We start from the raw sequence: 26,880 nt of genomic DNA, 5'->3' as shown, positions 1-26,880 counted from the left end.
CGATGCAAAAATAAAAAACATATTCTTTCTGTTGAAAACGTTTGATATGTATGTTTTACAAAATATACAATTTTCACCGAAACGTTTCGGATATTATTAAAATAATAAAGGAGAAATTCTCCTTCTTTGTATTACAAACATTGGAATAACACCCTAATCAGTTAGTGGACTCTCTTACAACCAATTTGGTTTCCAGTACCGTTTTACAGGACTGCCTGCTTCCTTCCAACATTTCAATTAGTAACTTTGCCGCTTCATACCCCATTTTATATTTATCTTGTGCAATAGTAGTGAGCCTTGGGTTCATATACGAAGCAAGTAAAATATCATCATAACCCACAATAGAAATCTGTTCCGGAATATCCATATTCAATTTTTTTATAGCTTGCATGGCTCCGATTGCCATTAAGTCACTCGCACAAAATATTGCAGTAATGTCTTTATTCTTTTGTAATAAATGAAGAACCTGTCGTTCTGCTTCCTCTTCTTCAAAGGCACCGTTTAAAACCCACTCCTGATGGTAAGGAATCCCCTTCTCTTGTAAAGCTTGCATATATCCCTTCAGCCTTTCTTGACTTACAAAGGCAAAGTCGTGACCATTCACCATCGCTATCTTGCGATGGCCCCGCTCCAAGAGATAATCAACAGCTTTCTTGGCTCCCAGCACATTATCGGTAGTGACATACCCCACTGTTTGACTTTCAATTGGGATATCAATCAAAACACAAGGAATATCGCTCTCTACAACTTCTTGCAAATAAGGATCGTCTGTCTTAATCCCTTGCAAAATCACACCATCCACACGTCGTTCTCGGCAAAGCTGAGAATACGTTTTCTCACGTTGTTTTGTTGAATTGGTGCTAAATAAGATTAAATCATAATTTGTTTCGGCAACAAATTGATCAATTCCTCGCAAAACTTCAAATGTAAAATTATCCTTCACACTATCAGCTGTCATACCAGAGACCAGCAGGCCTATGGTAGTTGATTTATTCATGACCAAGCTTCTTGCCAATGTGTTTGGACTGTAATTAAGCTCTTTGGAAACAGCCATAATCTTTTGTCTCGTTTTCTCACTGACGTCCGAGTAGCCATTCAAAGCCCTTGAAACAGTTGTCACTGAAACCCCAGCGACTTTTGCTATATCTTTAATTGTTGTCACTAGCATTTCCTCCAAAACGTTTCGGATAACTTGAACCAATTGTACTCCTATGTAGAAAGCGCTGTCAACATTTAATTTTTATCCATACAGGTTACTTTTTTAAATCTCCTGCAAAGAAAGGACGGGTATTTCCTTTAGAAATACCCGTCCAAGCTACTATACAAATATATTTAACAATAAAATAAATCCAAGTGCGGCTACAGAAATGATAGTCTCAAGCACTGTCCATGTTTGCAATGTCTCTTTTACAGACATTCCAAAGTATTCTTTAATCATCCAGAAGCCAGAGTCGTTTACGTGTGACAAGATAAGAGATCCTGCACCTGTTGCAAGCACAAGAAGCTCTAAATTTGTTCCCGGTACAGCCGCAGCGATTGGAGCTACGATACCGGCAGCTGTCATCATAGAAACAGTTGCGGAGCCTGTTGCAACGCGAATCATCGCTGCAATTCCCCATCCTAATAAAATTGGAGAGATGCTAGATTCTTGTGCCAAGTCTGCGATGTATTTACCGATACCTGAATCAAGCAATACTTTATTGAACGCTCCGCCCGCACCGATTACTAATAGAATTGTTGCCGTAGGACCTAAGCAGTCGTTTGTAAACTTTAAAACTGTATCACGACTTAAACCACGGAAAAAGCCTAAGCTGAAGAAGGAATAAACAGTTGCTATTAACAACGCAACGATAGGATCGCCTAAAAACTTAAATACTGAAAATGCAGTTGTTCCTTTTTCTAATGTTAATTCTGCAATAGATGCAGCAAGCATTAAAATAACTGGTACCAATACCGTGAAGACTGTATTAAAAAAGCCCGGCAGTTCCTTTGCTTCCTTATGTTCAACAAGCTGATCGCCAATTTCTTTTGGTACTGTTTTGTGAATGCGTTTACCAATCCATTTACCATAAACTGGACCTGCCAAAATAGCTGTTGGAAGACCTACAATAAGAGAATACAAGATTGTTAGACCAACGTCTGCTTTAAAAATACCAACTGCTGCCATTGCAGCCGGATGCGGTGGTACCAAACCATGTACAACAGAAAGACCAGCAACTAACGGCACTCCAATTTGTACTAAAGATACACCCGTTTGACGTGCGATAGTGAATACCAATGGAATTAATAGAACAAATCCAACTTGGAAAAATACAGGTATCCCTACAATAAACGCGACGAACATCATTGCCCAGTGCACATTTTTTTCTCCAAATCGAGCTATTAACGTTTGTGCAATACGCTCTGCTCCGCCTGATTCTGCCATCATCTTACCAAGCATCGTTCCTAGTGCTAATACGATAGCCAAGAACCCTAATGTATTCCCCATACCAGCCTTTAAAGAATCAATAATGCCAGGTACTTTCGTCGGATCTGGTGAAATCAGCGGCATGCCAGTCGCAAGTCCAACACCAATTGCCGTAATGATAAGTGAAACGAATGGGTTGAGCTTTGCTACCGTGATAAGTAAAAGCAATGCAACAATCGCCGATAGTACAATAAGTAATAACATATGAATCCCCCTAATTAAAATGCATTCCTTTATTGAAAGCGCTTTATCAATTGAGTTGATTATAAGAAATTTTTTTCTTTAAATCAATACAAGTAAAGAAATTTTTTTCAACAAATAAAAAAAGGCTTTGAAATCTAGTATTCAAAGCCTTCTCTTATGGGAGCTATTCAAATATGCGCTTCAGCTTCTGGATTGTACCTTTCCCTGTTTCCTTTTTACTTTTCATCACACTTGTATACAACGCGTCAATTAAACTTAGCTGTACGATTCGTGAAAAGATATCTTCAGAACGTGTTTCAATACCAGTTGTGACAGTACGAAGAACAATATCTGCCTTTTTATTGACTGGAGACTTTGTTAGGTTAGTAATAACAATCGTCTTGGCACCAGCTTCCTTCGCAGCCTCCAGCACCTGTAGCATTTCTGTATGAGAGCCTGAATCAGCAATAATAACTACAGCATCTTGCTCGGTAAGCTGTGTGGCAGCACGTAGCTGTAAATACATATCTGTATACGCTACAGTTGCAACACCGGATCCAATAAATTTATGATGCGCATCCTGCGCAACGATACCAGAGTTTCCGATGCCATAAAATTCAACCCGCTCCGCTTTCAAAATAATGTTCACTGCTTTTTTAACCAGTGAAAAATCCATCATTTGAATCGTGTCTTTAAAAGTGCGAATGCTTGTATTGAAAATTTTTTCCGTCACCGCACGTTCATTGTCATACTCTTGAATTCTCTCTTGCACCCGCTCTTGTAACGGTGTTGCAAGCTCGGCTGCCAGTACAATTTTCATCGTCTGATACCCCTTAAAGCCCAATCGCTGACAAAATCTAAAAACGGTAGAAGTAGCGACGCCTATATCTTCAGCAACTTGATTGATAGGCTGATGCATCATTTTTTCGGGATACTGTAAAATATAATCAGCCACTTTCTTTTCTGTTTCGCTAAACTCAGGATAAAATGATTGGATTCTTGTGAGGCAGTGCTGCGGTTGCTCCATCTGCTTCACTCCTTTCATGCGGCATTTTACTATCATTATATCGAAAATCCATAGAAAAGAAAATTTTTCTTGAAAACGATTGCAAGAAAAATCTTTTTTCGTATAATTGACCTATCAGAAAAAATTTTTCTTCAACTACAGTTATTGATTACATTTCATTTACGATAACGGAGGATGTGAATGTCCGACTTTTCACTTGTTTTAGCTGCAGCTTCAGGTATCTCATTGCTGTTATTTTTAGTTATTCGAACGAAGCTGCATGCATTTGTAGCTTTGCTGTTTGTTAGTTTGTTTGTTGGAATTTCTGCCGGTATGCCGTTGGATCAGGTTGTATATTCCATGCAAAAAGGACTGGGAGAAACACTTGGCTTTGTCGCTATAGTGGTGGGGCTTGGTGCCATGTTTGGACAAATGCTTGAAGTGTCCGGAGGGGCGGAGCGTCTTGCTCGGACACTCGTTCGAAAATTTGGAGAAGATCGAGTGCCTTGGGCATTAGGTTTTACTGGATTTCTTGTTGGAATTCCCGTCTTTTTTGATGTTGGCTTTGTTGTACTGGTTCCTATTGTGTACCGCTTGGCCAAAAAAACGGGGCGCTCGCTACTCTACTATGGCATTCCTTTATTTGCAGGTTTAGCTGTTACGCACAGTTTTATTCCGCCTACACCAGGTCCTATTATTGCGGCAAACTTAATCGGTGCCGAGCTCGGTTGGGTTATTTTATTCGGGTTTATCGCGGGTATTCCTGCTATGATTGTCGCAGGTCCTTTATTTGGAAGATACATTGCAAATAAGATACATGTAGCTGTTCCGCATTATATGCAAATAGAAGAAGTGGAATATGACGAAGGTTTACCGAGCTTTAAGTTAATCGCTGTCATTATTTCCGTTCCACTTATTTTAATTTTACTTAATACCCTTTCAAAGGTGGTATTGCCTGAAGAAAATACAGTACGTTCTTTGTTTGCTTTTTTAGGCCATCCCTTCGTTTCATTGCTGATCTCAACGATGCTGGTTTTTTATTTCTTGGGAATTCGCCAGGGCTTTTCTAAACAAGAAGTACAAACTATCGCTAGTAAAGCATTGGAGCCGGCCGGGATGATCATTCTTGTCACAGGGGCCGGTGGTGTGTTTAAACAAGTGCTAGTAGATTCAGGTGTTGGAAAATTATTGGCCAATACCATGGTAAACTCTTCTCTCTCCCCGCTTGTGCTTGCCTTTTTGATGGCGGCCATTGTAAGGATTGCACAAGGCTCTGCAACAGTTGCCATGGTTACAGCAGGAAGTTTATTGGCACCTTTCGTAGCCGATTTACAGCTAACAGGTCCTATTTTAGGTTTGATTGCGATTGCCATTGCAGCTGGTGCTACCATCGCTTCTCATGTTAATGATTCCGGCTTTTGGCTCATTAACCGGTACTTTGGTCTAGATGTAAAAGATACTTTACGCTCATGGACAGTAATGGAAACACTTATTTCTCTTGTGGCTTTTTCTGTGGTATTTGTTATCGGATTATTTATTACGTAATTTAAGAAAGTGAGGAACCTTTCATGACTACATACATGCTCGGTGTCGACCTTGGCACAACCAGCACAAAGGCTGTTCTTTTTACTAAAAATGGTACAGTTGTTGCGCATCACACGGTAGAATATCCTTTATTTACGCCTACCCCTTCCACGGCTGAGCAAAATCCTGCCGAGATTTATCAAGCAGTTTTGACAACCATTCAAGAAACGATTCGAAAAAGCGCCATTGCCCCAAAGGATTTGCTTTGCGTATCCTTCAGCGCTGCAATGCATAGCGTGATTGCAGTAGATGCATATGGAATTCCTTTAACAAATTGCATCACTTGGGCTGATAATAGAAGTACAAAGTGGGCAGAAAAGATTAAAGAGGAGTGGAATGGACACGACATTTACATGCGAACTGGTACACCCATTCATCCAATGTCGCCGCTTTGTAAATTGCGATGGTTAAAGGAAGAGCAATCTGACATTTTTACAAAAGCGCATAAGTTCATATCTATCAAAGAATACGTATTTTATCAGTTGTTTAACCAATTCGCAGTCGACTATTCCATTGCATCAGCAACAGGACTATTAAATTTAAAGAACTTGGATTGGGATGAGGAAGCTCTTGCAGTTGCAGGAGTGAAACGAGAGCAGCTTTCTGATATTGTACCAACTACCCATTACTTCCAAGGCTTAGCTCCAGGTTTGGCGAAGCAGCTGGGTATCCTTCCTTCCACACCATTTGTAATTGGAGCCAATGACGGTGTTTTATCCAATCTTGGTGTAAATGCGATTGATCCAGGCGTTGTGGCTGTTACAATTGGGACAAGCGGAGCTATTCGCACTGTGACAGATCGCCCTGTGACAGATCCAAAGGGGCGCATTTTTTGTTATGCATTGACGGAACAGCATTGGGTTGTAGGGGGACCTGTTAACAATGGGGGCATGACCTTCCGCTGGGTAAGAGATACAATTGCCTCCGCAGAAGTAGAAACAGCGAAACGCCTTGGTATCGACCCGTACGAAGTGCTTACCAAAATTGCGGAACGCGTAGCGCCAGGTGCCGACGGTCTCTTGTTCCACCCGTACCTTGCCGGAGAACGTGCCCCGTTATGGAACGCAAACGCTCGCGGATCCTTCTTTGGCCTAAGCCTGCATCACCAAAAAGAACATATGATTCGTGCCGTTTTGGAAGGTGTGATTTTTAACTTATATAATGTATTATTGGCTCTTGAAGAGCAAATTGGCATTCCGAAAAAAATTCAAGCAACAGGGGGATTTGCTCGTTCAGCGCTTTGGCGCCAAATGATGGCGGATATTTTTGACCAAGAAGTAACTGTTCCGGAAAGCTTTGAAAGCTCCTGCCTTGGTGCGGCAATCTTGGGATTATATGCCCTAAAAGAAATTGACTCCTTACATGTTGTTTCTGATATGGTTGGCTCTACTCATACGCATCAACCGATTCAAGAAAACGTAGCAATCTATCGCGAACTAACTCCTATCTATTTGCGTGTTTCACGTCAATTGAGCGAAGAGTACAATGCGATCGCGGCGTTTCAGCGCAAAATGTTAGGCTAATAACAAAAAGCAGATGGAAATCCCCCATCTGCTTTTTCAAGTCTATGCATGTACACCGCCCTCTAGCTTAGCTCTGGCTCGGTATGAACCAATTGGCACTTGAATCAAGCAGGTTTCATGATGTTGTTCCAAGCCATATAGCGCATCGCATACTTTTGTATCAAAGCCCAGCAACGGATGTCCCCCCATACCAAGTGAGGATGCAGCCAATAATAGACGTTGCACCAGCATTCCCGCATCCATTTGCTGAATACGATAGCCTCTATAGCCTAGCTCTCGATAATGCTTACGTTCCCCAACCACATGCAAACAAAGCGGTACTTGAAACAGGTTCACGTTATCCGCTGTCATACCGTACTGCAAAGCGAGTCGATGATCGCCAAGATTCAGCTCTTCTAAAGCATGTTCCTCATAGTTGTAGCGATAAGCGCCGTTTGGTATACCTTCAACATGATATAGACAACCGTAAATCGCAAGAGGATTTGTTATACCACTATCATTTTTATATAGATGCATACGATGAGCCTCGTAAAGTAAGCTCGCAAGCTCTTCTGCTGTAACCTTTCGCAAGCTGAAATCCCCATCGGGTGACTGTCGCCTTCTGCATACTTCTGCAAATTCATAGGATATTGGTTTTACTTCGGGTAAACGAAGGATATTTCCTTGTCTGAAGTGAGGTTTATGTTCTGGCAAACACAAAAATGAATCGGTTGCCTGAAGCATGGACGCTTCATTCATCGCCAGCAGCTGTGGATATGGTATGAGCTGCTTGGAACGGACATAGTGCTCATGCTTCAGCTTTGGTATTGTTTCACGTAACTCTGCATCCGACTGCATTAGCCGATTTGCTACTTGCTTCAGCGGATTAATGGACAGCGGCACAATCGCATATACACTCTCCTCCTCCTCCGATAAGGTAAGTAAATGCCCCAGCGCCCTGTCAAGAAACTGAAAATGTACTGCTCCGTTAAATCCAAATTGCTTGCTGACTTCTAGCAAATGCCCAAGCAACACCCCAGTATCTAAGCCCTGTAGACGATACGAAAAGTTATGATACTTAAAGCAGTTTTTCCAAAACATGATTGACACAAATGCAACTCCAAAGCAACTAGTCACCTCACAGCTTCCGCCTAATGCTTTTGTAATATAATCATCAAAATTTCCTTCCCTCAGTAAAACCAATCTGTGATGTGCGACGTCATAATGATAGATGCCTGCAGATAAATCATCTGTTTTGATATACATGTATAATTCATTCGGATATAAAGCGCCTCCAGACGGAACAAAACGGCGAGCCATATTCGCAGGCTTTCTTTGCACATCCACTTGGGAAAATCGCGCAAGGCCGAACACATACCATAGAAAATGACTTATACTTTTTAAAGTAGCATTTTGTTTTTTGCCAAGCGTAAGCGGCACTTCGGCGCAAAGGGGTATGTGCGGCAAGCCTTGATATAATTTGTAAGGTAATGGCGCATCCTTCCAGTTTACTTCTAGGTCAGGGGGTCTTGTTTCATCTGGCTCAAATTGCAACTGATGTAAAAATACATCTAAATCCATCAAGCTTCCTCCTTACGGAAACGGGTGTGGGTCTTGATTCAGCTGTGCCAAGGTTAACGGTTCTTTCATATAGCCAAGCTGCACTGGCACGCGCAACACACGCTCCAATCCCGTTATACGTTTGAGATGGTTTCCGAATGTCATCGGCAACATGCCTGGAATGATGACTTTTACACAATATAGGCCATTGCGCTGCAGTTCAGGTGCCGTTTGATCAACAACAATCACGTCCAAATGTAGCCCCTTGAATGTATCTAAAACACAACGCAAATCTTCTGTTAAATCTGTATGATGTGTTTGTGCCCCAAACGCTTGTGCAAAAGTTCGGGTTTCTCGATCTTCTTCCAATAAAAATCGCAAACGCTCCTCTGCCTCTGACAACCCGTACAGCATACTGTGATGATCCATTCTCGTCACAAGTGAAGAGTCCTCCAGCATTCGCATATACATGTCTTTTTCTACCTCAAACTTTTCATCAAGTGTTAGCATCATACCTGCTAATTCATGCAGCGCACTTCTTACGGCACGAACAGGGTCAAGATGGGCACCTGCAGCACAAATTAAATTAAGACCAGTTTCTTTTTGATTTTTGGCAATGGCCATAATACTTGGGATTCCATTTTCCATCGTCGCATCAAATAAAACGACCTCGTAACCGGCGATTGCTTTCATACGTGACAACATCATATGCAGCTCTTCATCCTGCACAGAATAAGGGTCCAAGCGCGGCAACGGCAATTTTGCGTACCACGTTATCAAAAATGCGTCCCGCTCTACCACTTCAAAAATACCGTATAAAATCGCTTCCTCAAGGCTCCCACCAATTGCACAGCCATTAGACGTTTCATACACATGACCACTGCTGCAGCCCAGACTATAATAAGCAAAGCGCTCGGGCACTAAAATAGAGCGATTTTCTAACAAGGAATAACCCCAAACCCAATTTAATTTCCGATTTGGATCAAATGGTCGAAACGGAAAATTTTCTCTCGCATAATCCTCTTCTGCATGCACCCCTACCGCAAGCGGATGTAACGCATGTTCCTTTATATTTTCAAAGCGTTCTCGCATCACAGTACGTTTTCCCCGCGGTGCGAGCCCGCAATAGCGCTCTAGTCCTTCTAAAATCGCCGTCACCACACTCATTTCATAGGAATGCGTACGTCCTGCCGTTCCTTCATCTCCCATAATAAGTGGTAAATTAACACTAGCATCGGCAAATGGCGGTACTAAATCATATATTTTTTCATTTAACAGCCCTGTTTTTGTATCTAAGTAGTCTTGAATCAACACCGCTCCTAGCTCATGTATTGAACGAGAACGATAGCTTCCCTCTACTTTTAAGCTAGGACGCAGCGTAATAGCTGCATGTTCAGCAGTATCTTCAGGTAGCGCCCCACAAAATGAACAGAGCGGATCGGCCAGAATGAACCGACGCGAGATTTGCATCGACTGTAATTGCAGCACATACATATGCTCTGTACATCGAAGTGGCTGCTCCTGCAAAAAATGTCGCGCCTCTTCTTGCACAATATGAGCAAGCTGCAGTAACTCCGTCCGCGATGCACCCGGGTCGTATACTGTCTCACCCTTTCGTATCTCCCACATTTCTTTCCGATCACGTCCCGCCATTAAACGGCGCATATCAGCACATTGGAAGCAGCCTGGTACATCAGGAAACACAAAGGGTCCGACAATTCCTTCGCCAAAAGTAGTAAAAGCTCGTAACCAAGGTACATCTACTTCTTGCAGGGCTTCGGCAGCTTGCTTTTGAAACGAAGGATCCCATACATCTTGGAGTACCAAAGCCAACGAAATCTCCCTTGGCATTCGATCGTTTACGGATGGACAGACAATATCGCATACGTGTTGCAGTCGTTCATATACCAAGTCAGCAAGCACCCCTTCTCCTACAATAGCAACAACAGACCGCATCACGCTCCCTCCTCTCGTACCAAAACACCAAATACACCTGCTAGTTCTTTCGAGAACGTTTCTATACCAACTTCAAATACAGATAACTCTTTTTCTTGCCTCTGTAAAGTTGTTAAAGCATATTGTAATAATTCCGGATAAGAAGGCGACCCTTCTAAGTCGAGTGTTTGCGGCTCTTGAGGCAGTAGAAATGGCTCGTGACTAACGCAGCTTCCTTCAATTGCGTGACGAAGCGCATTACGCAGTGCAAGAGTAAAATCCAATCCTGTACTGTGATACCAGCCGCTCTCCGTTTTTACCCACACAACTGGAAAGCCCCATATTTCTTCTCCCAAGCCAATAACAGGTTGTTCTCTCTTTAACTCCAATACTTCTAAATAAAACTTGCACTCTGTATCTTCTAGTCTATTTATTTGAATAGGAGCAACACCGTAAGACTTGTTTTGTTCTGCCAATTCATATTCCAAACGATGCAGCAGACCGCGACAAATGCCTTCCGCTGTTGTTGCCCCTGTACCCACAGCAATGAAAGGCCAATCCTCTCGGTACTGCGGTAAAGCTTTTGCAACATGCTCTATCATAGCTGCTACGTACATTTCTAGGCCGACCAAACCAGCTTCCTTACGCGCTTCTTCATGTGTCAGAGCTGTACAAATGACTTCTTCTAAAAAACTTGCTGGTCCCTCAGATAGTGGATGCACCGCCTGCACCCTGCATTTCGCCAGCGGCAATTGCTTTAAGTTACCTTCTTCCCAAACATGTAAAATACCGGACTTTGCAGAGGTTAACTTACTAAAATAAAAAAGTAACTCACTCATTTGCAGCTCTTCTCGCTTTTCTAGTCCCTGTATCCATCTCGGTTTATATCCTTCTAAGAGCGGATGCGGTGTAAATGAGCACCATTCTCCTTCAAGCGTTTCTAAATTTAGTTGAAAAAAGCGGTGTTTCTCATTATCATCACGTACACCTGTAACTTCCTTGAGTAACTCAAATGTAAGTATATTTGTTAGCATCGCACCCGCTACGGAGGACAATTTCTTACCTCGTTCTGCACGTATTACACGCCATGCTGATTCCCAGCATACATCAGATGAAACAATAGGACCAGCCATCCCGATTCCTGCAAAACAACCGGCTGGCAGAAATACTTTTCCTTCCTCTCGGCAAATCTGTTCTAGTTGTAGCAGCTTCTCTGTGTCACCGCCATAGGAAACATACACAACAAAATCAAATGGTTGCAACATAGCTTGCCAATTTCCATCCTCAGGTGCAGCTGTTTGCTCCACCAAAATCTCTTCATCTCGTTTTCGGCTATGAGCTGCTAGTTCATCAATTCGTTCGTCACATTCTGTAAGCGCACATACATGAAATCGTGGCAAACCTGATTCTAATAAAGAAGATACGAGCGCTGGCAATCCTTGATCTCCTATGACAATCACACTCGCATTGCGATACTCTGCAAAACGTGCTGCCCCTGAACCGCCGCGCTCATCTAAAAAAGCAATCTGGGAAGCATACACTTCCATAATTGTCGCCGATAACGAATGTTCCCGATCACCGCTTACATCCCGAGCATAGCCGTTTTCATACAATACCTTTGCGATTTCATATACTCTGTTTTGATACGGCTCTGGCAAGCCGTTTGTAATCTCTGCTAAGCTGTAGCTCCCGTCCCATACAGGTAATAGTTTCTCAATCCACTGTACCATCCCATTTCCCTGCATCCGAAAGGAGCTTTCATTATTACGAAAATATACCCCGCCGTCCGGATCCGGTAGAAAACAAGTATCTCTATTCACCTTTAATCGCATCGAAGGATGTAATGTCATAATGCCCTCCTGATTGATACGTCATCTTTTACAATTTATGTATATCACTTTGTCCATTATGCGCAAGTTACTGTGTTATCATAGAGTTGAAAAGCAACCTACAAAGCTTCATATATAGTAAACCGTTAACAGCTATCTTCTAGGTGATACAAATATTGCTTGTTTCCGCTAAAGCCACGTTAGTACCACAATATTGCATTCTTTCTTTTCACACACACCTCTTCACCTTCCTGATATACAATGATTGCTTGAAGTAACGTATATAAAAAAACGCCGGCACCCCGGCGTTTTTTATAGTTTTTAGAAGATAAAGAAGCATCCGAAGCAACGGAAACATCCACCACAGCCACCGCAACCGCCACAACGGAAACAGCCGCCACAACCGCCGCAACGGAAACAGCCACCGCACGCAAAGCGTTGCATGTCAGCATGATATTGTTGCTGCACATCCCACATCATAGGCTGCGTAACTTGAAAATCAGAAATTGGTAGTGACTGCAATTCGTTTTGGAATTGATTCATTTTTGTCCCCTCCATATCATGTGTAAAGTTAACTCCTGCAACAAAATATGAATTGAGACGGGACGTTGTGCCTGCTTCATTCGCCCATTTCAAGCTAAAACGCAAGAAACGGAAGCCTAGGCTTCCGTTTTGATCTATTCAGATGCTACTATTCCGTGTAGCTCACTTAAAAATACGGCAAGTTCCTGAGCCGTTTTAAACTTTACTGCATGGCCATAGCTAATGGGAGTAGCTCCTGTATGAATTTTTTTAGGAAACTTGCGTAAAGCTGTACTACGAACCTCTTTTCCATTGGCTACAATAACATCTTTTTGTACTGTATTAGGATGTACTACGATGGTTAACTCTTTATTCGTTAGTAAAATGAAAATAGTGAACGTTCATGCTCCATGACTATACCTCTCCTATCTACACTATCAATATATGAATTTTACCATATTTCAGGAGAGATATACTTTTTAGATTACGCTAAGTTCACCGTTACAATCTATGACCCACCCTTCTGCCCTTATTTGTTTGGGCATAAGAGGATGATTGTTAATAATCTCTACACTTTTCTTCACGTTATCCTTTGTCGTGGAAAACCCGTCTAACCAGCGTGCAACATCACCTTCTACGTGAGGTACGTATGAAACGGTGCGCAGCACATCTTCCGGTATACCTGCTTCTTTCATTTGTTGTAATACAGATATCACTTCTTTCTCTTGCACCAATACGTAAATTCGTTGAATTTCCTCTCCATAAACCATCGCAAGAACATCGCGCATTGTGCATCCAAATGGATGAGTAATCCACCCATCAAATATTGTAAGGACCTGGGCGGATGCGGAGACCTTCCTTATCCATTTTTCTCCTTCTCTATCAGCAATGACAAGTGTATGTTGGTCTAAAATCATATAGATAATCTCCTTTCTTTATGCCAGTAGTAAGGCAATTTGATAGTATAATGGAATACCAAATATAAGATTAAATGGAAACGTAACGCCGAGTGCCAAACCTAGATAAATAGAAGCATTCGCCTCAGGAACAGATGCCCGCAATGCTGCTGGTGCTGCAATGTAGGAAGCACTGCCAGCCAGCACACCCATCAGCATCATTCCGCCTGCTGACAAACCAGATATATAACCAACAAGCACCCCTGTCGTACCGAACATCAACGGAAACAGAATTCCCAGCCCAATCAATTTTATGCCATAAGAAAATATGGACGGTAAACGTTGTCCGGCAACAACACCCATATTCAGCAGGAATAAGACTAACATACTGCCATACAAATCAATAAACAGCGGCTTTATGACAGGTACTGCCTTTGTACCAAGCGTCAAACCAATGAGAAGACTTCCTACTAAAAGTAAAATACTTTTGCCAAACAAGCTCTCCCGAAGTAGAGAAGCATCACCTGTTTTTGCAACAATTCCGAGTTGTACAGAAGGTGCTGTATTCTCGCGTAGCTTTAGTAAATACAGCGCAACAAAAATGGCAGGGCTCTCCATTAAAACAACCATAGCGCTCATATAGCTTTCAAAAGAAGCACCGGTTTGTTCAAGAAATGTCACGCCAGCTCCGTATGTGACAATGCTGACAGATCCGTAGCACGCCGCAAGGGCTGCTGCATTCTTTCGATCAAGACCTATTCTTTCGGCAATCAGCATCACAACAACAGGAATCAGCATTCCTAAACACAACACGCCAAGCATTGGGCCTGACACTTCAGATAAGGGATGCTTTGAAAGCTCCACACCTCCCTTCAATCCGATTGCAACAAGCAAATATATACTTAAAAACTCACTGAGTCCTTGCGGAAACTTTAAATCAGATTTTACTACTGCTGCGAATATACCCAAGATAAAAAACAACACGGCAGGCGTTAATACATTTTGTAGTACAAGCTCCATGCTATCCACTCCTTTTCTCATTAAAAAAACCGGAAATAAACAAGCAATTTGCTTGTTTATTTCCGGTTTATCTTCAACTTGCTAAAGCGGCATTTTGAACATCGACCAGTTTATTTTTGTTCTAATGAACGTTCCATCATAAAGACCATAATACGTTCTCCTGTGCGCGTGCTAATGTCTGTATAGAAACTCATAGCCGCTACACCTGTAATTTCTTGTACAATTTCTTTTAGCTGCTCTGCCCCTGTTTCTACGAGATCAGCGCGTATTTTTTTCACCGATAAAATTCCTTCTCGTGTTTCGGTCAGTGCTTTCTCTGCAGGCGTCAAAATTCCTTTTAACAACACAACAACCATATTACGCATAATATCCGTTTTCACTAATACCGAGCCGCGTCCCAAATATTCCTTTTCCCATTGCGTGAGCGCTTTACTCAGTGTATTTTCCATCTCGCCCTTAGTCATGATTCCACCTCCAACATATAAAAAAAATCGGTATATTCTCTTTGGTACTATACCCAAAAAGAACATACCGATTTACAGTGGACCCAATCGTACAACAAGCTGCTTTTTCACTTTGCCCTGCATGCAGTGCAAAATGCTAAAGCAGATTTTCTTGTCAATTGCTTCCCCAAATCCTTCGGTCTTATGATGTTGAAGTTATTATATGAAAAAGCGTCCTTTTTTGTCAATACCATTTATTTATACATGGTAAAGGACATATAAAATCTATTGACACCACTATATTTGAGTGCTAACATCAAGAAAACGGACAGTTGTCCGTTTTTAGAAATATACGTACTCTATTGATACGGATCCTATCTTTAAAGTACGTAAAAACAGGGAGGAACACGTCATGAGCTATATCCAAGTCTCCAATATTACAAAATCATACCGCCTTGGTAATAAAGATAAAGTACAGGTTTTGCACGGTATAAATGTATCGTTTGAAAAAGGAGAGTTCGTGTCAATCTTAGGAGAATCTGGAAGCGGAAAATCTACGCTAATGAACATTATCGGCGGTATGGATCGCGATTTTGAAGGCAGTGTTGCTATAGAAGGAAAAGACCTTCGTGATATGACAGAAAAAGAACTGGATGCTTATCGTAAATTAAAAATTGGATTTATTTTTCAAAGTTTCAATCTCATCTCTCACTTATCTGTGTTAGACAATGTCTTAATGACTATGCAGCTTACGAGTATGAATAAATTGGAAAGAACCAAAAAGGCCACTGAAATTTTAACAGAATTGGGTCTTGGCAATCATTTAAACAAAAAGCCGAATCAACTATCAGGGGGACAAAAACAACGGGTTGCAATCGCAAGGGCTTTATCTAATGATCCCGATATCATTTTAGCGGACGAGCCTACAGGAGCATTGGATAAAAAGAACAGCGAACAGATTATGCAATTGCTTGATCAGATTGCCGCAAAAGGAAAGCTTGTCATTACGGTCACCCACTCCCAAAAGGTTGCGGATTATGGAACACGTATCATTACGATGGATGATGGGAAAATTGTGAAGGATGAAGAATTAAGGGCGTTCTATACGGGAAGTCGCTCCAAAAAGATGGCTAAGCCGAAAAATCTTGGCTTTGGTGCCGCCATGAAGATGGCAACCAAAAATGTAAGTTTGAATCTGAAGCGTAATGCCTTGGTTTCATTTGGTGGCGCAATTGGCATATTAAGCGTCATTTTGATGCTCGGTCTTGGAAGTGGAGTTACTAACTATATTAATAAAGAAATAAATGCCAATCTCAATCCCAATTTGATTCAGGTGACAAAAGCACCTGAAGGAAGAACCGATAAAGCACAAAGTCCATTACCGAATCCAGCACAACAAACCGTTCCATTAACGGATTCTGACCTTGATGAAGTAAAAGAGCTAAAATACGTAAAAAGCGCAGACAAAGTATTTACACTAACGATGGGGAGCTCCGTCAACTATCAAGATACATCCGTGAGCATTGTTCAATTTCAAACGATGAACGACAGTGTTGTAAAAAGTGATGTGACAAGCGGGTCTTTACCAAAGGACAATGAAATTCTATTGTCGGATACGGCTGCTAAAAAGATTACCGATTCTCCTAACAAACTAGTCGGCAGTACGGTCGAATTTTATGTGAACACAACGGATGAAAAAAAACGACCGATTATCCTGTCAAAGGAAATGAAGGTTTCCGGAATTATTAAAGGAGCGATGAATCAAGACCTTGCCTACACGACATATAAAACGCTTGAAGATATGTATAGCGACAAAAGCATGACACTGCAGGCGACGCAGCTTGACATCATGGTAGAAGATCAAAAGCATGTAGATGCCGTAACAGCTGACCTAGAGAAAGCAGGCTTTACAGGAACAGGAGTAGGAAATATTTTAAGTCAGGTTACGAACTACTTAAATATTGCCACCTATGTATTAGCTAGCGTGGCGGGTATTTCTCTTCTAGTGTCCGCAATCATGACCATCGTTGTATTGTATATCAGCGTGGTTGAACGTACAAAAGAAATCGGTATCCTGCGCGCGGTCGGTGCAAGACGAAAAGATATCAAACGTATCTTTTTTGCAGAAGCAACTGTTTTGGGACTTACAAGCGGCGTCATCGGGGTTCTTATCGCCGCAGGTATCGGTGCGCTGGGCAACAACGTAATGCACCAAATATTTGACGCAAAGCTTATTCATATAAGTCCATTTTACATGCTGGTCGGTATTTTAATTAGTGTGGTCATCAGCATTCTTGCAGCGATGCTTCCGGCTACAAAAGCTGCTAAGCTGGACCCAATGGAATCGTTGCGCTACGAATAAAACAGCAGGTGCTTTTCATAGATAATCATTGCTATAATTGGAATGCTAGGTATAACTACCTAGCATTCCTGTATGTAAGGAGGTATCTATGTGTCGAGAGAACGTAAAAAGCAAGAAATGACAGAGGCAATTATTGACACTGCTAAAAGGCTATTTGCCGAGCACGGTATTGAAGCGGTCAGTATGCATATGATTGCACAGGAACTGGAGATCGGACAAGGAACTTTATATCGCCGATTTGCAAATAAAGCGGAGCTGTGCTTCGCCATGTTACGAACTGACTTTGAAGAATTGCACAGCAATGTGATGGATTACATGAAAGAAAATGCGGATGCATCAGGATATGTAAAAGGAAAATTCATTATAGGAGCGCTCATCACTATGAACGCTAAGCATAAAGGTTGGTTTGAAGTGATGAGCTCTCAAATGGATTTAAAATCAATGCATCCAGAGCATATTGGACAAGTTCCCCCTCCGTTTCTCGTGCTTCAGTCTATGATCGCGCCGATATTTGCAGAACATACAACGCAAGATCCGTTCGCCCAAAGTTTGATTACAGCCTGGTGCCTAAATCCTATTTTAATACGAGTTTTTCAAGAACGTGGTTATTCGGAAGAGGAGATTGTCGAGCATTTCGCTGAAATGTTTTTTAAAGAACTGAAATAACAAAAGCCCCCCTTCGTAAAGGGAGGCTTTTGTTATGATTAAAATTCTACATGCTCTAAGTGCAATCCCGCCGCATCTGCCAAGCTTGTTACAACACTGCGGTCCTTAGATGCAATCATCTCAGGAATTGTAGCTTCACTTCTTGTCTCATTTCCCACTTCAATCAACGTCGCCACAATTTTGCGAACCATATTATACAAGAAGCCATCACCCTTTACGCGAATATAAATAAAACTCCCTTCTTTTATAATTTCAATCGCATAGATTTCACGGACCATGGATTTTTTCTTAGATTTTGCGTTAGAGAAAGCGGTGAAATCATGCTTTCCAACAAAGTGCCGCGCGGCCTGCTTCATCTTAGCGATATCTAGCTTTTCTGTTACATGCATGCTGTATTTACGCATAAATGGATTCGTATGCTGCTCGTTCCAAATTTTATATACATATGTTTTAGCTTTGGCATTATAACGAGCATGAAAGCGCTCGTGTATTTCTTCTACTTGAACTACGCTGATATCATTTGGTAAATATTTGTGTAAATAAGCTTGTATCTCCTCTACAGGGAGCTGCTCTTCTAGTTTGAAGTTAGCAATCTGGGCAAAGGCATGTACGCCGGCATCTGTGCGGCTGCATCCAATAATTTCAATCGGTCTTCCTACCATTTCAGACAATACATGTTCAATTTTTCCTTGAATGGTATTTTCACCATTACCAAGGCGCTGCCAGCCTTTATAGCGGCTGCCGTCATATTGAATTAACATTTTATAGTTGTTCATACAATTCTCCTTATCTAAAGCTATTTATCATCTTAGCACAAATAGCATGTTCGCATACAGCATCCTTGTCACGTCTTGCGCGTATTCCCGCCAATTTCGGGCACGTATTAAAACAACTCGTCAATGACGAGTTGTTTTAATGCTGATGAGCATGTAGCTGTGCAAAGATGCCGTTGTTCTTAGCTAGTAACTCCGCATGCGTCCCATCTTCCGCAATTCCCTCTTCTGTAATGACTAGAACGCGGTCTGCTTTTTTGATAGTCGCCAAGCGATGTGCAATAATAAGGGTTGTTCGGTTTTCTGCAAGCTCATTCAAGGCTTCTTGAATAATTGCTTCTGTTTGTGTATCTAAGGCAGAGGTTGCCTCATCTAGAATTAAAATTGGCGGGTTTTTCAAAAACATGCGTGCAATTGCCAAGCGCTGTTTTTGACCGCCAGAGAGCTTTAATCCCCTCTCACCGATTTGCGTGTCATAGCCGTTTGGCAGTGAAGCAATCAAGTCCGTCAAATGCGCTTTTCGCGCTGCCTCTTCAATTTCCTCCTGCGTAGCGTCCAGTTTTCCATACGCAATGTTTTCGCGAAGTGTACCTGTAAATAGGAATACATCCTGCTGGACGATACCGATATGCGAACGAAGTGAAGACTTCGTCATATTGCGAATATCCATGCCATCAATTGTGATGGCTCCTCCTGTTACATCGTAAAAACGCGGAATTAATGAGCAAATCGTTGTTTTCCCAGCACCAGACGGCCCTACAAACGCAACTGTTTTCCCTGCTTCAATGGAGAATGTAAGATTATCTAAAATCATACGTTCATTTTCATAGCCAAAGCTTACGTTACGAAAGCGAATATCACCGCGCAAGGACGGTACATCCACTGCATCCGGCGTATCTTGAATATCAGGCTCTGTGTCCATCAATTCAATGAAGCGCTTAAAGCCTGCCATACCTTTTGGATACAGCTCAAGCAAGGCGCTAATTTTTTCAATTGGTTTAAAGAGAACGTTTAAATATAGAATGAATGCGACAAGCTCTCCATAAGAGAGTTTACCCGAATAGCTGAGCCAAGCGCCGAATACAAGAACAATCAGCGTCATGAGGCGCGTTGCTACATAAATCCCCAACAGGTTCCAGCTCATCACCTTATAGGCTTTTAGCTTTGTTTTGCGAAACTTGCGATTGTTTTTGTTAAATCTATCAATCTCGTAAGCTTCATTTGTAAAGGATTGCACCACACGTACGCCGGACACACTGTCTTCCACGCGAGCGTTCACGTCTGCGATGTTACCATACATTTGCGTCCAGGAAGCGTTCATCCTCATGTTAGAATAGGAAATCAACCAAATTAAAAACGGAACGATAATGATCGCAACAAGTGCTAGCTTTACGTTAATCGTAATCATAATCCAAAACGCGCCGATGAATGTCATAATCGCGATGAATAAGTCCTCTGGCCCATGATGCGCCAGTTCACCGATATCCATTAGATCGTTTGTGATGCGACTCATAATATGACCGGTTTTCGTATTATCAAAAAAGCGAAACGATTGTCGCTGCACATGATAAAACAATTCACGACGCATGTCTGTTTCAATGTTAATACCGAGCTTATGCCCCCAATAGTTCACCACAAACTGCATGCCGGAGCTCATAAGATACAACACTAACAGCCCCGCGCTTACTGCGATAATGGAACTCCAATTTCCTTCCGGAAGCAGCGTGTCAATAAACCACGAAACTGCCAGTGGAAAACCGAGTTCCAAGAACCCTACCAATACCGCACAGATGAAATCCAAATAGAATAGCTTTTTGTGCGGGCGATAGTAGCTAAAGAAACGCTTTAACATAAAAAACACCTCATTTCTGTATGTATCGTATTAGTCAGATGATACTACCTTATCATACAGATGTGAGGCGCGCTATGATTGTTGTTTGTTTTTAAGAATGTGCTTTTGCCGCTTCAATATTTGCTTTATTTCTTGTTGTAGTGGCTTTACTAGCGTCACGTCGTGCTTATCATGATAACGAGCTGTGTTATAGGCTATAAGCAGCAGGTGTTTATTGCCTATAAGTTCTTCTTTTTCTAAGCGCGTTAGCCAGCTTTCTAAGGTTTCGCCGCGCTTGCGCCCGAACGGTTCTCGAAGTTCTTTTTCAAGCGTAAAGATTTGTTTCCGAATAGGCGATGCAGGTGCTTTGATAGGAACACGCTTATTAGGCATATGTACAAAGGAGTCAGCGGCCATTGCCGTTTCTAGCTGCACGCCATGCCATTGCTTTTTTCTCATCAGGCGAATACAGATATAACTAATTACTGATAACACCACTACCACTGCTAAAATATAAATCCAGTCGGTGACAGAAGTGTTTGTCTGCGTAACACCTTCTGCCCATTTTGGCGTTCCTGCTTTCATCTTTTCAGCAGCTTCTTCTACCTCACTGCCCGCGTTTAATTGTAACCACTCAAACAAAGGCTTTAATATGTCCCCCGCCCCATATGCCAGTAAACCCATAATATGTGCAAGTACAAACCGAATATAGGGAAGGAGCAAGAGTAAGCCGAAAGAGATTACAGAAACTCCCACTATAATGAGCAGTCGAGCCATACTTTGCTTATGATTATGACTCGTCCATACAAGGGTTAAAATCCCTTGTAAAAGGAGTAACAGCCACGACTCTATAGATGCAATCTCCATATGCAAAAAGGTAGCGATTACAGGAATGCCTGCCGTATACAAGAGCATTTCTTTTGGTGTTTTATCCTGTTTTAGAACGAGAACTAAATAAGCACATACAAGCAAAGCTCCGTCTATAATAGGAAAAACATATACAGCCGTTGCGAATTGCATCATACATACAACGACAAATAAACGTTTAAACCTTGCGACTAGTATGTACAAAACACTGCTTAGTGTTAGAAACAGTAATACCTCTGCAATAGGTAGACGTAGCTGTAGACTAAGCAGGATAAGTAAAATAGCATTAGCCGCGTAGCGCAGATAGGTTGGTAACATGCTCCACCACTCCTTTATCGGAAACAATATACATTGATGCAGGAGTAGCAGGTATGTGTTCCTTGTTTACTCCTACAAAAATAAGAGTCGCAGACGGTTCGCGTTTGCTCATATAGTAGTGAACAAAGCGGTTTCCTTGAATCAAGACATGCTCTTGCGAAAGGCGAGCTAGGTCTTCTAAAGCCAGTACTACATTTGGAATCCCTTCCTTCATAGAGATATGAACCGGCCCTTTTTCTGTCATCACACTTATGAATAGTTCAAAGGGAATTTTCTTCTCAGCTGCGTATTTGCATATATAAGCTGTATAAGAAATCAACTCTTCCATGTTTGCTTTCCAGCCTACCGCACGGCTTGAAGCTAAGCATAAACAAATGCTCCAAGACAAATTGCGTACAGGCTGATATACTTTTGCCTGTAGTTGTTGCGTTTTTGCAGAGGCCTTCCAGTGAATAGAGCGAAACGACTCTCGTTCATACGGCTTTATGCCTAGCAATTCTGCTTCGTCACGATAATAGGACAACGTTGTCTTATAAGTACCGGATGTTTCTTGATGAAGCTGCTGCAAACCATTTACTGTTTGCAATGCTGGGTACACAAGAATTTCTGTTTTCAGTTTATGTATGGTTGGCAGGTGGATGTGCGTCAGGTGAAATGGATCACTGACGATGCACTCTAAACGTTTTATGTGATAGGCTCCTCGTTTTACTGCTGTAAACGTAAAATCCCATTGCTGACGTGCATGTGCACCTAGCACGAAAGGAAAGGAAATCATGTTTTCGGATACATGATGGGCACTTGTTTCAGATTGTAGTTTGGCATCCGTTCGAAACATGCACGAACCGTTCACAAGCGGCAGCTTAGCACGGTTTTCTATGACAATGCTAATTACACCTGATTCATTTGGAAATAGACGCATGGCTCGCGCACTGTCATGAACAATTATATGCTGCTCCATATGTCTAACATAGTGGTGCACAAATGCTGCTAATAAGTAGTACGCAATCAATAAAAAAGACAGCGGCGTGTATCCAAAAAAGAGCACACAAACAAGCGCAATTGGAATAGTTAGTTTAATAATATGATCCTGAAGCAGCAAAGGAACAACCTCCAAGCGCTGTCCTCTCATCGCCCTTCTATCTCCACAGGAACGTCTACACTTGTTACGATATTGTTTAATGCTTCTTGTTTTGTAACGCGAAGCGTTCCTTCCATTGATAATACTAAGCGATGACTCCATACATAAGGCAACATTGTCTGCATGTCTTGCGGCGTACAATATGTACGACCTTGTAAAAAAGCAAATGCCTGGGCCGCTCGCATCAGCGCAAGTGTTCCGCGCGGACTAATTCCTACTTCGATGTATTCATGCTGACGTGTTGCTTGCGCTAAGCGAATTAAATACTCCTCGACTACGGTGGTCATATGTACGGTCTTTACCTGTTCTTGTAGTGTGCAAATAACAGATGTGTCTATAACTGCTTCTAATGCTTCAAATGGCTGGTGCTGGCGGAAGCGGCGAATGATTTCTAGCTCCTCTTGCGCATTTGGATAGCCGATTGGAACTGTCATTAAAAAGCGATCCAATTGCGCATCGGGAAGCGGAAATGTTCCTTGTGATTCGATTGGATTTTGGGTTGCGATTACAAAAAACGGTCGCGGCAGCGGCGTTGTTCGTCCTTCAATCGTCACTTGACGCTCTTCCATTGCTTCTAATAAACTCGATTGCGTCCGCGGCATCGCACGGTTAATTTCATCAGCAAGCAGGACATTCGCAACAACAGGACCAAGACGCATCGTAAAGTCACCAAGCTTTGGATTAAAATACTCCATACCTGTCACATCGCCAGGCAGAACATCTGGTGTAAACTGAATTCTTGAAAATTGTCCCCCAATACTTTTCGCCAACGTTTTCGCTAACAACGTTTTTCCTGTACCTGGTACGTCTTCAAGTAAAACATGTCCATCAGCAAGCAACGATACGAGCAATAAATCTACCACATGTTCTTTACCAATAAAAACGGAAGAAATATTCCTCTTTAACTCTTGTAGCATATATACCCACCCTCATCAAAATGTAATTTAAAACCAGTTCATATTATTATAATATAAATAACCGCGATTTTTAATTAAATATTCAGAAATTAGATAAGTAGAATTTGTGATATTTAGTGAGACTAGAACTTAAGAGGAGCAACTATCTCGTAAAAGCATACATACGCGATGAACGTTATTCTACATAGAAAAAGCACAGCTTTTCGCTGTGCCTCTTCCTTACATTCCTTCTGCTGTAGCCTCATTTCTTCTCTTCTTCATAAGCGGTACAAGCGTCAAAATTCCAAGCGCCAGAAGGATTGCGGCCACTTCATAAATATATACGATAGACATATGTGTTTTTAGCCAGCCGGATGCAGACATGCTAATCACCATCGTTCCCATGAAAAGAGGATTGAGTATGCCGTTTACACGTCCTATAAATGATTCTTCCGTATTTTGCAGAATCATTGTATTGATGCCGATATGAATGCACGGCATGAACAAGCCAGACACAAACTGCGCTGTTAGCGTGAGCCAAAACGCGGTTGAGAAGCCTAACATAACAAACCCAACGGCGCTTGCCGCCATCCCCATCGCAAGAAGCACTTGCGGTGGTACTTTTTTGGAGATGGCTATCGTAATACCACCGCCTAAAATCATCCCAACACCAAATGCAGTCATCAGCCACTGCAGATCTTCCTTCGGCAAACCAAGTCTTTCTGTTACAAGAAACACACTAAGCGGCTGCGTTAGTCCAATCGCAAGTCCTGCTGCGGCGAAGCAGCCACCTAACAATGTAAGCGGCCTGCTATTTAATACATAACGAAAACCTGCTTTCATTTCTTCTACCAATGTTGTACCGCGCTTTTCATCTGTAGCCTCAGGGTCTGCCGGCAACATCACTAGTGCGGCTGCCGAGCATAAAAATGCAACGCCCATCACCGCTACTGCCGCCATGATACCGAAGCGTTGGTACACAAATGTCCCCAGAATAGGCCCTAAAATCATAAATAGCGCAAACAATGTTTGATACATAGACATTCCCATTTGTACAAGCTCCGCCGGCACGTGCAGTTTAAATAATTTCATACCAGCCGGCTGTGAGAATTGCGAAAGAATGGACGACACCAGCGTAGCAAAGAAAATCATCTTCCAGCTTCCGAACACGAGGGTTAACAGCACCACAAATACAGAAACCGCGCTTAATACATCGCACCAAATCATCGTTCGTTTCGGTCGCCACCTGTCTGCGAACGTACCACCAATAAATGAAAACAAAAAGATTGGTGCAAACTCCGCAACAGAAATCAATGACACCGCCACTGGATTTTCGTTGGTTTTTTCAATTACATACAACAAAATAGAATAGTTACGAACCCAGATACCAATTTGCAAGAACAGAACCGATACTAAAATGGTTCGAATGACACGATTTTGAAACAGTTGTCCAAAGCTAGCCTTTGGACCTTCCATTGTTTCAGACATAACAAAGCCTCCTGTCTTTTCTGGACAGGAGGCTTTTTGGCACCAAACACGACAAAACATGTCTAGAGACATGTTTCACACGCATTTAGCTCTCAAAAGGCCATACTAATCCCATCCAGAAAAATTTCTCGTATTTCCTTTACGACTTTTTCTACATAGAGATTAGTTCATCATCGCCCTTTGTTCACCCTTCCGTAAGTTGTTACTTCTATACTATGGTATTTATTATGAAAAATCAACAAAAACAGAACAAACATTCCCTTTAGAGTAAAAAAAGAACAGGTATTGTACGGTTGCAATCTGCTGGACGAACTACGCAAGGTCGTCCTCTTATTCCACTCTCCGCTTGACGATTTCTTGTTCCATCATCGTATACATATCCTGCACACCGCTTTCACATGCCAGGAACTCAAATGCATTCTCCGCATGAATACCAATACTTTTCGCTTCTTGAGCTGCATCTATATTTGCGCCTAAAAATAAAAACTCCCAGCTGTATGTTTCCTGTTGGTGCTTAATCATCTCTTTTATCTTTTCATATGTAAATTCTCGGCTAGCGTTTTCCTCTCCATCTGTTGTAATCGCAAAAATCACTTTACCAGGGCGCTGTGCCTCGTTTGTTTGTGATAAGCGGCGACCTACATCCATAATACTTTTGCCGATTGCATCTAGTAAGGCCGTACAGCCTCTTACTTGATATTCGTTTTCCGTTAGTGTTAGCTCCTTGGCATCCACACCGTCCCATACCACTTCATATTCATCGTCAAAAAGCACAACAGTAACTTTTGTTTCACCTTTCATTTGGTTTTGTTTACGAATAAGCGCATTAAAACCGCCAATCGTGTCACTTTCTAGCCCTGACATAGAGCCGCTTCGGTCTAGCAAAAACACAATTTCTGTTAAATTCTTGTTCATTTCCATCATCCTCCTCAGCTAGCAATCATGATATGATAATAACAACTACGACATATCTGATGGTCGCTTTTAAAGCGACATTTGTAAGGAGGCGCTATGCTAGACGCTAAGACACTTCTCGACCTGCAACTTTATATTGATCTTCACCGACAAAAATCAATCTCGCTTTGCAGTGCAGAACCCCTTTATTCTCTGGAGCTGATGGAGCTCGATTTAGAGAGCTTTGTTGAAGCACGCCGCAAGCCAACCTTTGCACAGCTGTTGTTTGCACATATTGATAAAAAACAGCTGCAAGATGCACAGGTATATAAAAAAGCGGGTCTTGACCGCAAGCTCTTTTCCAAAATAAGATCTAATCCAGATTATCGCCCGCGTAAGCATACCGCCATTGCACTAGCGCTAGCGCTAGAACTGAGTCGCAATGAAGTTGATACATTACTAGAGGCGGCCGGACATGTTTTATCAGAAAGCGAGACTACGGATTTAATTTTATTATTTTGCTTAGAGCGCGGGATTTACGGCATAGATGATGTGAATGCGGCGCTTTATCGGTTTGGATGCAAGACACTAAATTAAGGCTTCTCGCCAAATATCATAGTAAGAAGTGACTAGATTATCTGTGAAACTCACCAAGTTCCTTTTTTGCCGATACAAAACAGACGCTCCCTGGTTCGGAGCG

Annotated in this window: 22 protein-coding genes; 5 read left to right on the top strand and 17 right to left on the bottom strand. The window is 42.0% G+C overall.

Translation table 11 applies throughout. The features are described from left to right. Window positions 1-157: 157 nt before the first annotated feature. The 3 genes from MUG87_RS14955 to MUG87_RS14945 all read right to left on the bottom strand — a co-directional run bounded on the left by MUG87_RS14955 (window position 158) and on the right by MUG87_RS14945 (window position 3,677). Window positions 158-1,162: a LacI family DNA-binding transcriptional regulator gene (locus MUG87_RS14955; RefSeq protein WP_247083215.1), complete on the bottom strand. Its 1,005-nt coding sequence runs from the start codon at window positions 1,160-1,162 to the stop codon at window positions 158-160. 156 nt (window positions 1,163-1,318) lie between these two features. After that, window positions 1,319-2,671 carry a GntP family permease gene (locus MUG87_RS14950; protein ID WP_247083213.1) on the bottom strand — a complete coding sequence of 451 codons (1,353 nt, stop codon included), beginning with the start codon at window positions 2,669-2,671 and terminating at the stop codon, window positions 1,319-1,321. Window positions 2,672-2,834: 163 nt separating this feature from the next. After that, window positions 2,835-3,677, bottom strand: coding sequence for a MurR/RpiR family transcriptional regulator (locus MUG87_RS14945; protein ID WP_247083211.1), 843 nt, complete (start codon window positions 3,675-3,677; stop codon window positions 2,835-2,837). Between the two features lie 180 nt (window positions 3,678-3,857). Here MUG87_RS14945 and MUG87_RS14940 point away from each other — a divergent pair, with 180 nt between their 5' ends. Continuing rightward, a complete protein-coding gene (locus MUG87_RS14940; protein WP_247083209.1) occupies window positions 3,858-5,201 on the top strand; it encodes a GntT/GntP/DsdX family permease in 1,344 nt (447 codons plus the stop codon). A 35-nt stretch (window positions 5,202-5,236) separates the two neighbouring features. Next, entirely contained in the window at window positions 5,237-6,763 is a 1,527-nt protein-coding gene (gene gntK / locus MUG87_RS14935) for a gluconokinase (RefSeq protein WP_247087708.1), read from the top strand. 42 nt (window positions 6,764-6,805) lie between these two features. Here gntK and MUG87_RS14930 read toward each other — a convergent pair whose 3' ends face one another. The 7 genes from MUG87_RS14930 to MUG87_RS14900 form a co-directional block, all read right to left on the bottom strand. Next, window positions 6,806-8,323: a SagB/ThcOx family dehydrogenase gene (locus MUG87_RS14930; protein WP_247083208.1), complete on the bottom strand. Its 1,518-nt coding sequence runs from the start codon at window positions 8,321-8,323 to the stop codon at window positions 6,806-6,808. Window positions 8,324-8,335: 12 nt separating this feature from the next. Further along, the gene (locus tag MUG87_RS14925; protein ID WP_247083207.1) at window positions 8,336-10,258 is read right to left on the bottom strand and encodes a TOMM precursor leader peptide-binding protein; all 1,923 of its coding nucleotides are present in this window, start codon (window positions 10,256-10,258) and stop codon (window positions 8,336-8,338) included. Next, window positions 10,258-12,087: a putative thiazole-containing bacteriocin maturation protein gene (locus MUG87_RS14920; RefSeq protein WP_247083206.1), complete on the bottom strand. Its 1,830-nt coding sequence runs from the start codon at window positions 12,085-12,087 to the stop codon at window positions 10,258-10,260. The genes MUG87_RS14925 and MUG87_RS14920 overlap by 1 nt, the downstream gene beginning before the upstream one ends. Window positions 12,088-12,387: 300 nt before the next feature. Beyond that, the gene (locus MUG87_RS14915; RefSeq protein ID WP_247087706.1) at window positions 12,388-12,624 is read right to left on the bottom strand and encodes a heterocycloanthracin/sonorensin family bacteriocin; all 237 of its coding nucleotides are present in this window, start codon (window positions 12,622-12,624) and stop codon (window positions 12,388-12,390) included. A gap of 443 nt (window positions 12,625-13,067) precedes the next feature. Further along, complete coding sequence (locus MUG87_RS14910; RefSeq protein WP_247083205.1) at window positions 13,068-13,505, bottom strand: carbonic anhydrase; 438 nt, start codon at window positions 13,503-13,505, stop codon at window positions 13,068-13,070. Window positions 13,506-13,523: 18 nt separating this feature from the next. After that, the gene (locus tag MUG87_RS14905) at window positions 13,524-14,504 is read right to left on the bottom strand and encodes a sodium-dependent bicarbonate transport family permease (RefSeq protein WP_247083204.1); all 981 of its coding nucleotides are present in this window, start codon (window positions 14,502-14,504) and stop codon (window positions 13,524-13,526) included. Window positions 14,505-14,614: 110 nt separating this feature from the next. Beyond that, entirely contained in the window at window positions 14,615-14,968 is a 354-nt protein-coding gene (locus tag MUG87_RS14900; RefSeq protein ID WP_247083203.1) for a Na-translocating system protein MpsC family protein, read from the bottom strand. 391 nt (window positions 14,969-15,359) lie between these two features. On the opposite strand from MUG87_RS14900, the gene MUG87_RS14895 reads away from it, so the two are divergent. Both MUG87_RS14895 and MUG87_RS14890 read left to right on the top strand, forming a co-directional pair. Continuing rightward, window positions 15,360-17,309, top strand: a complete 1,950-nt coding sequence (locus tag MUG87_RS14895) for an ABC transporter ATP-binding protein/permease (protein WP_124565729.1) — start codon at window positions 15,360-15,362, stop codon at window positions 17,307-17,309. A gap of 90 nt (window positions 17,310-17,399) precedes the next feature. Next, on the top strand, window positions 17,400-17,975 hold the full coding sequence (locus MUG87_RS14890; protein WP_247083202.1) for a TetR/AcrR family transcriptional regulator: 576 nt from the start codon (window positions 17,400-17,402) through the stop codon (window positions 17,973-17,975). A gap of 38 nt (window positions 17,976-18,013) precedes the next feature. On the opposite strand, the gene truA is transcribed toward MUG87_RS14890, so the two are convergent. The 7 genes from truA to MUG87_RS14855 all read right to left on the bottom strand — a co-directional run bounded on the left by truA (window position 18,014) and on the right by MUG87_RS14855 (window position 26,201). Further along, window positions 18,014-18,751, bottom strand: coding sequence for a tRNA pseudouridine(38-40) synthase TruA (gene truA, locus MUG87_RS14885; protein ID WP_247083200.1), 738 nt, complete (start codon window positions 18,749-18,751; stop codon window positions 18,014-18,016). A gap of 136 nt (window positions 18,752-18,887) precedes the next feature. After that, the gene (locus MUG87_RS14880) at window positions 18,888-20,600 is read right to left on the bottom strand and encodes an ABC transporter ATP-binding protein (protein WP_247083198.1); all 1,713 of its coding nucleotides are present in this window, start codon (window positions 20,598-20,600) and stop codon (window positions 18,888-18,890) included. A 72-nt stretch (window positions 20,601-20,672) separates the two neighbouring features. Continuing rightward, entirely contained in the window at window positions 20,673-21,764 is a 1,092-nt protein-coding gene (locus MUG87_RS14875; RefSeq protein ID WP_247083196.1) for a DUF4018 domain-containing protein, read from the bottom strand. Continuing rightward, window positions 21,733-22,893, bottom strand: coding sequence for a DUF58 domain-containing protein (locus MUG87_RS14870; RefSeq protein ID WP_247083194.1), 1,161 nt, complete (start codon window positions 22,891-22,893; stop codon window positions 21,733-21,735). The genes MUG87_RS14875 and MUG87_RS14870 overlap by 32 nt, the downstream gene beginning before the upstream one ends. Then, window positions 22,890-23,819 carry an AAA family ATPase gene (locus MUG87_RS14865; protein ID WP_247083192.1) on the bottom strand — a complete coding sequence of 310 codons (930 nt, stop codon included), beginning with the start codon at window positions 23,817-23,819 and terminating at the stop codon, window positions 22,890-22,892. Before MUG87_RS14865 ends, MUG87_RS14870 begins: the two co-directional genes overlap by 4 nt. 219 nt (window positions 23,820-24,038) lie before the next feature. Beyond that, window positions 24,039-25,286: an MFS transporter gene (locus MUG87_RS14860; protein WP_247083190.1), complete on the bottom strand. Its 1,248-nt coding sequence runs from the start codon at window positions 25,284-25,286 to the stop codon at window positions 24,039-24,041. A 330-nt stretch (window positions 25,287-25,616) separates the two neighbouring features. Beyond that, window positions 25,617-26,201 (bottom strand): vWA domain-containing protein, encoded by a 585-nt coding sequence (locus tag MUG87_RS14855; protein WP_247083188.1) that lies wholly within the window; start codon window positions 26,199-26,201, stop codon window positions 25,617-25,619. 96 nt (window positions 26,202-26,297) lie between these two features. On the opposite strand from MUG87_RS14855, the gene MUG87_RS14850 reads away from it, so the two are divergent. After that, on the top strand, window positions 26,298-26,777 hold the full coding sequence (locus MUG87_RS14850) for a hypothetical protein (protein ID WP_247083186.1): 480 nt from the start codon (window positions 26,298-26,300) through the stop codon (window positions 26,775-26,777). Window positions 26,778-26,880 lie beyond the last annotated feature (103 nt).

The organism is Ectobacillus sp. JY-23 (assembly GCF_023022965.1).
Taxonomy (GTDB): Bacteria; Bacillota; Bacilli; order Bacillales; family Bacillaceae_G; genus Ectobacillus.
This window is presented reverse-complemented; position numbering and strand designations above follow the sequence as displayed.

Excerpts from the sequence above, each read along its gene's own strand:
- MUG87_RS14920 (WP_247083206.1), bottom strand. The coding sequence starts at position 12,087 with ATGACATTACATCCTTCGATGCGATTAAAGGTGAATAGAGATACTTGT.
- MUG87_RS14945 (WP_247083211.1), bottom strand. The coding sequence starts at position 3,677 with ATGGAGCAACCGCAGCACTGCCTCACAAGAATCCAATCATTTTATCCT.
- MUG87_RS14905 (WP_247083204.1), bottom strand. The coding sequence starts at position 14,504 with ATGGAGCTTGTACTACAAAATGTATTAACGCCTGCCGTGTTGTTTTTT.
- gntK (WP_247087708.1), top strand. The coding sequence starts at position 5,237 with ATGCTCGGTGTCGACCTTGGCACAACCAGCACAAAGGCTGTTCTTTTT.
- MUG87_RS14895 (WP_124565729.1), top strand. The coding sequence starts at position 15,360 with ATGAGCTATATCCAAGTCTCCAATATTACAAAATCATACCGCCTTGGT.
- MUG87_RS14875 (WP_247083196.1), bottom strand. The coding sequence starts at position 21,764 with ATGTTACCAACCTATCTGCGCTACGCGGCTAATGCTATTTTACTTATC.
- MUG87_RS14910 (WP_247083205.1), bottom strand. The coding sequence starts at position 13,505 with ATGATTTTAGACCAACATACACTTGTCATTGCTGATAGAGAAGGAGAA.
- MUG87_RS14950 (WP_247083213.1), bottom strand. The coding sequence starts at position 2,671 with ATGTTATTACTTATTGTACTATCGGCGATTGTTGCATTGCTTTTACTT.
- MUG87_RS14850 (WP_247083186.1), top strand. The coding sequence starts at position 26,298 with ATGCTAGACGCTAAGACACTTCTCGACCTGCAACTTTATATTGATCTT.
- MUG87_RS14900 (WP_247083203.1), bottom strand. The coding sequence starts at position 14,968 with ATGACTAAGGGCGAGATGGAAAATACACTGAGTAAAGCGCTCACGCAA.
- MUG87_RS14865 (WP_247083192.1), bottom strand. The coding sequence starts at position 23,819 with ATGCTACAAGAGTTAAAGAGGAATATTTCTTCCGTTTTTATTGGTAAA.
- MUG87_RS14925 (WP_247083207.1), bottom strand. The coding sequence starts at position 10,258 with ATGCGGTCTGTTGTTGCTATTGTAGGAGAAGGGGTGCTTGCTGACTTG.
- MUG87_RS14930 (WP_247083208.1), bottom strand. The coding sequence starts at position 8,323 with ATGGATTTAGATGTATTTTTACATCAGTTGCAATTTGAGCCAGATGAA.
- truA (WP_247083200.1), bottom strand. The coding sequence starts at position 18,751 with ATGAACAACTATAAAATGTTAATTCAATATGACGGCAGCCGCTATAAA.
- MUG87_RS14860 (WP_247083190.1), bottom strand. The coding sequence starts at position 25,286 with ATGTCTGAAACAATGGAAGGTCCAAAGGCTAGCTTTGGACAACTGTTT.
- MUG87_RS14940 (WP_247083209.1), top strand. The coding sequence starts at position 3,858 with ATGTCCGACTTTTCACTTGTTTTAGCTGCAGCTTCAGGTATCTCATTG.
- MUG87_RS14870 (WP_247083194.1), bottom strand. The coding sequence starts at position 22,893 with ATGAGAGGACAGCGCTTGGAGGTTGTTCCTTTGCTGCTTCAGGATCAT.
- MUG87_RS14880 (WP_247083198.1), bottom strand. The coding sequence starts at position 20,600 with ATGTTAAAGCGTTTCTTTAGCTACTATCGCCCGCACAAAAAGCTATTC.
- MUG87_RS14915 (WP_247087706.1), bottom strand. The coding sequence starts at position 12,624 with ATGGAGGGGACAAAAATGAATCAATTCCAAAACGAATTGCAGTCACTA.
- MUG87_RS14855 (WP_247083188.1), bottom strand. The coding sequence starts at position 26,201 with ATGAACAAGAATTTAACAGAAATTGTGTTTTTGCTAGACCGAAGCGGC.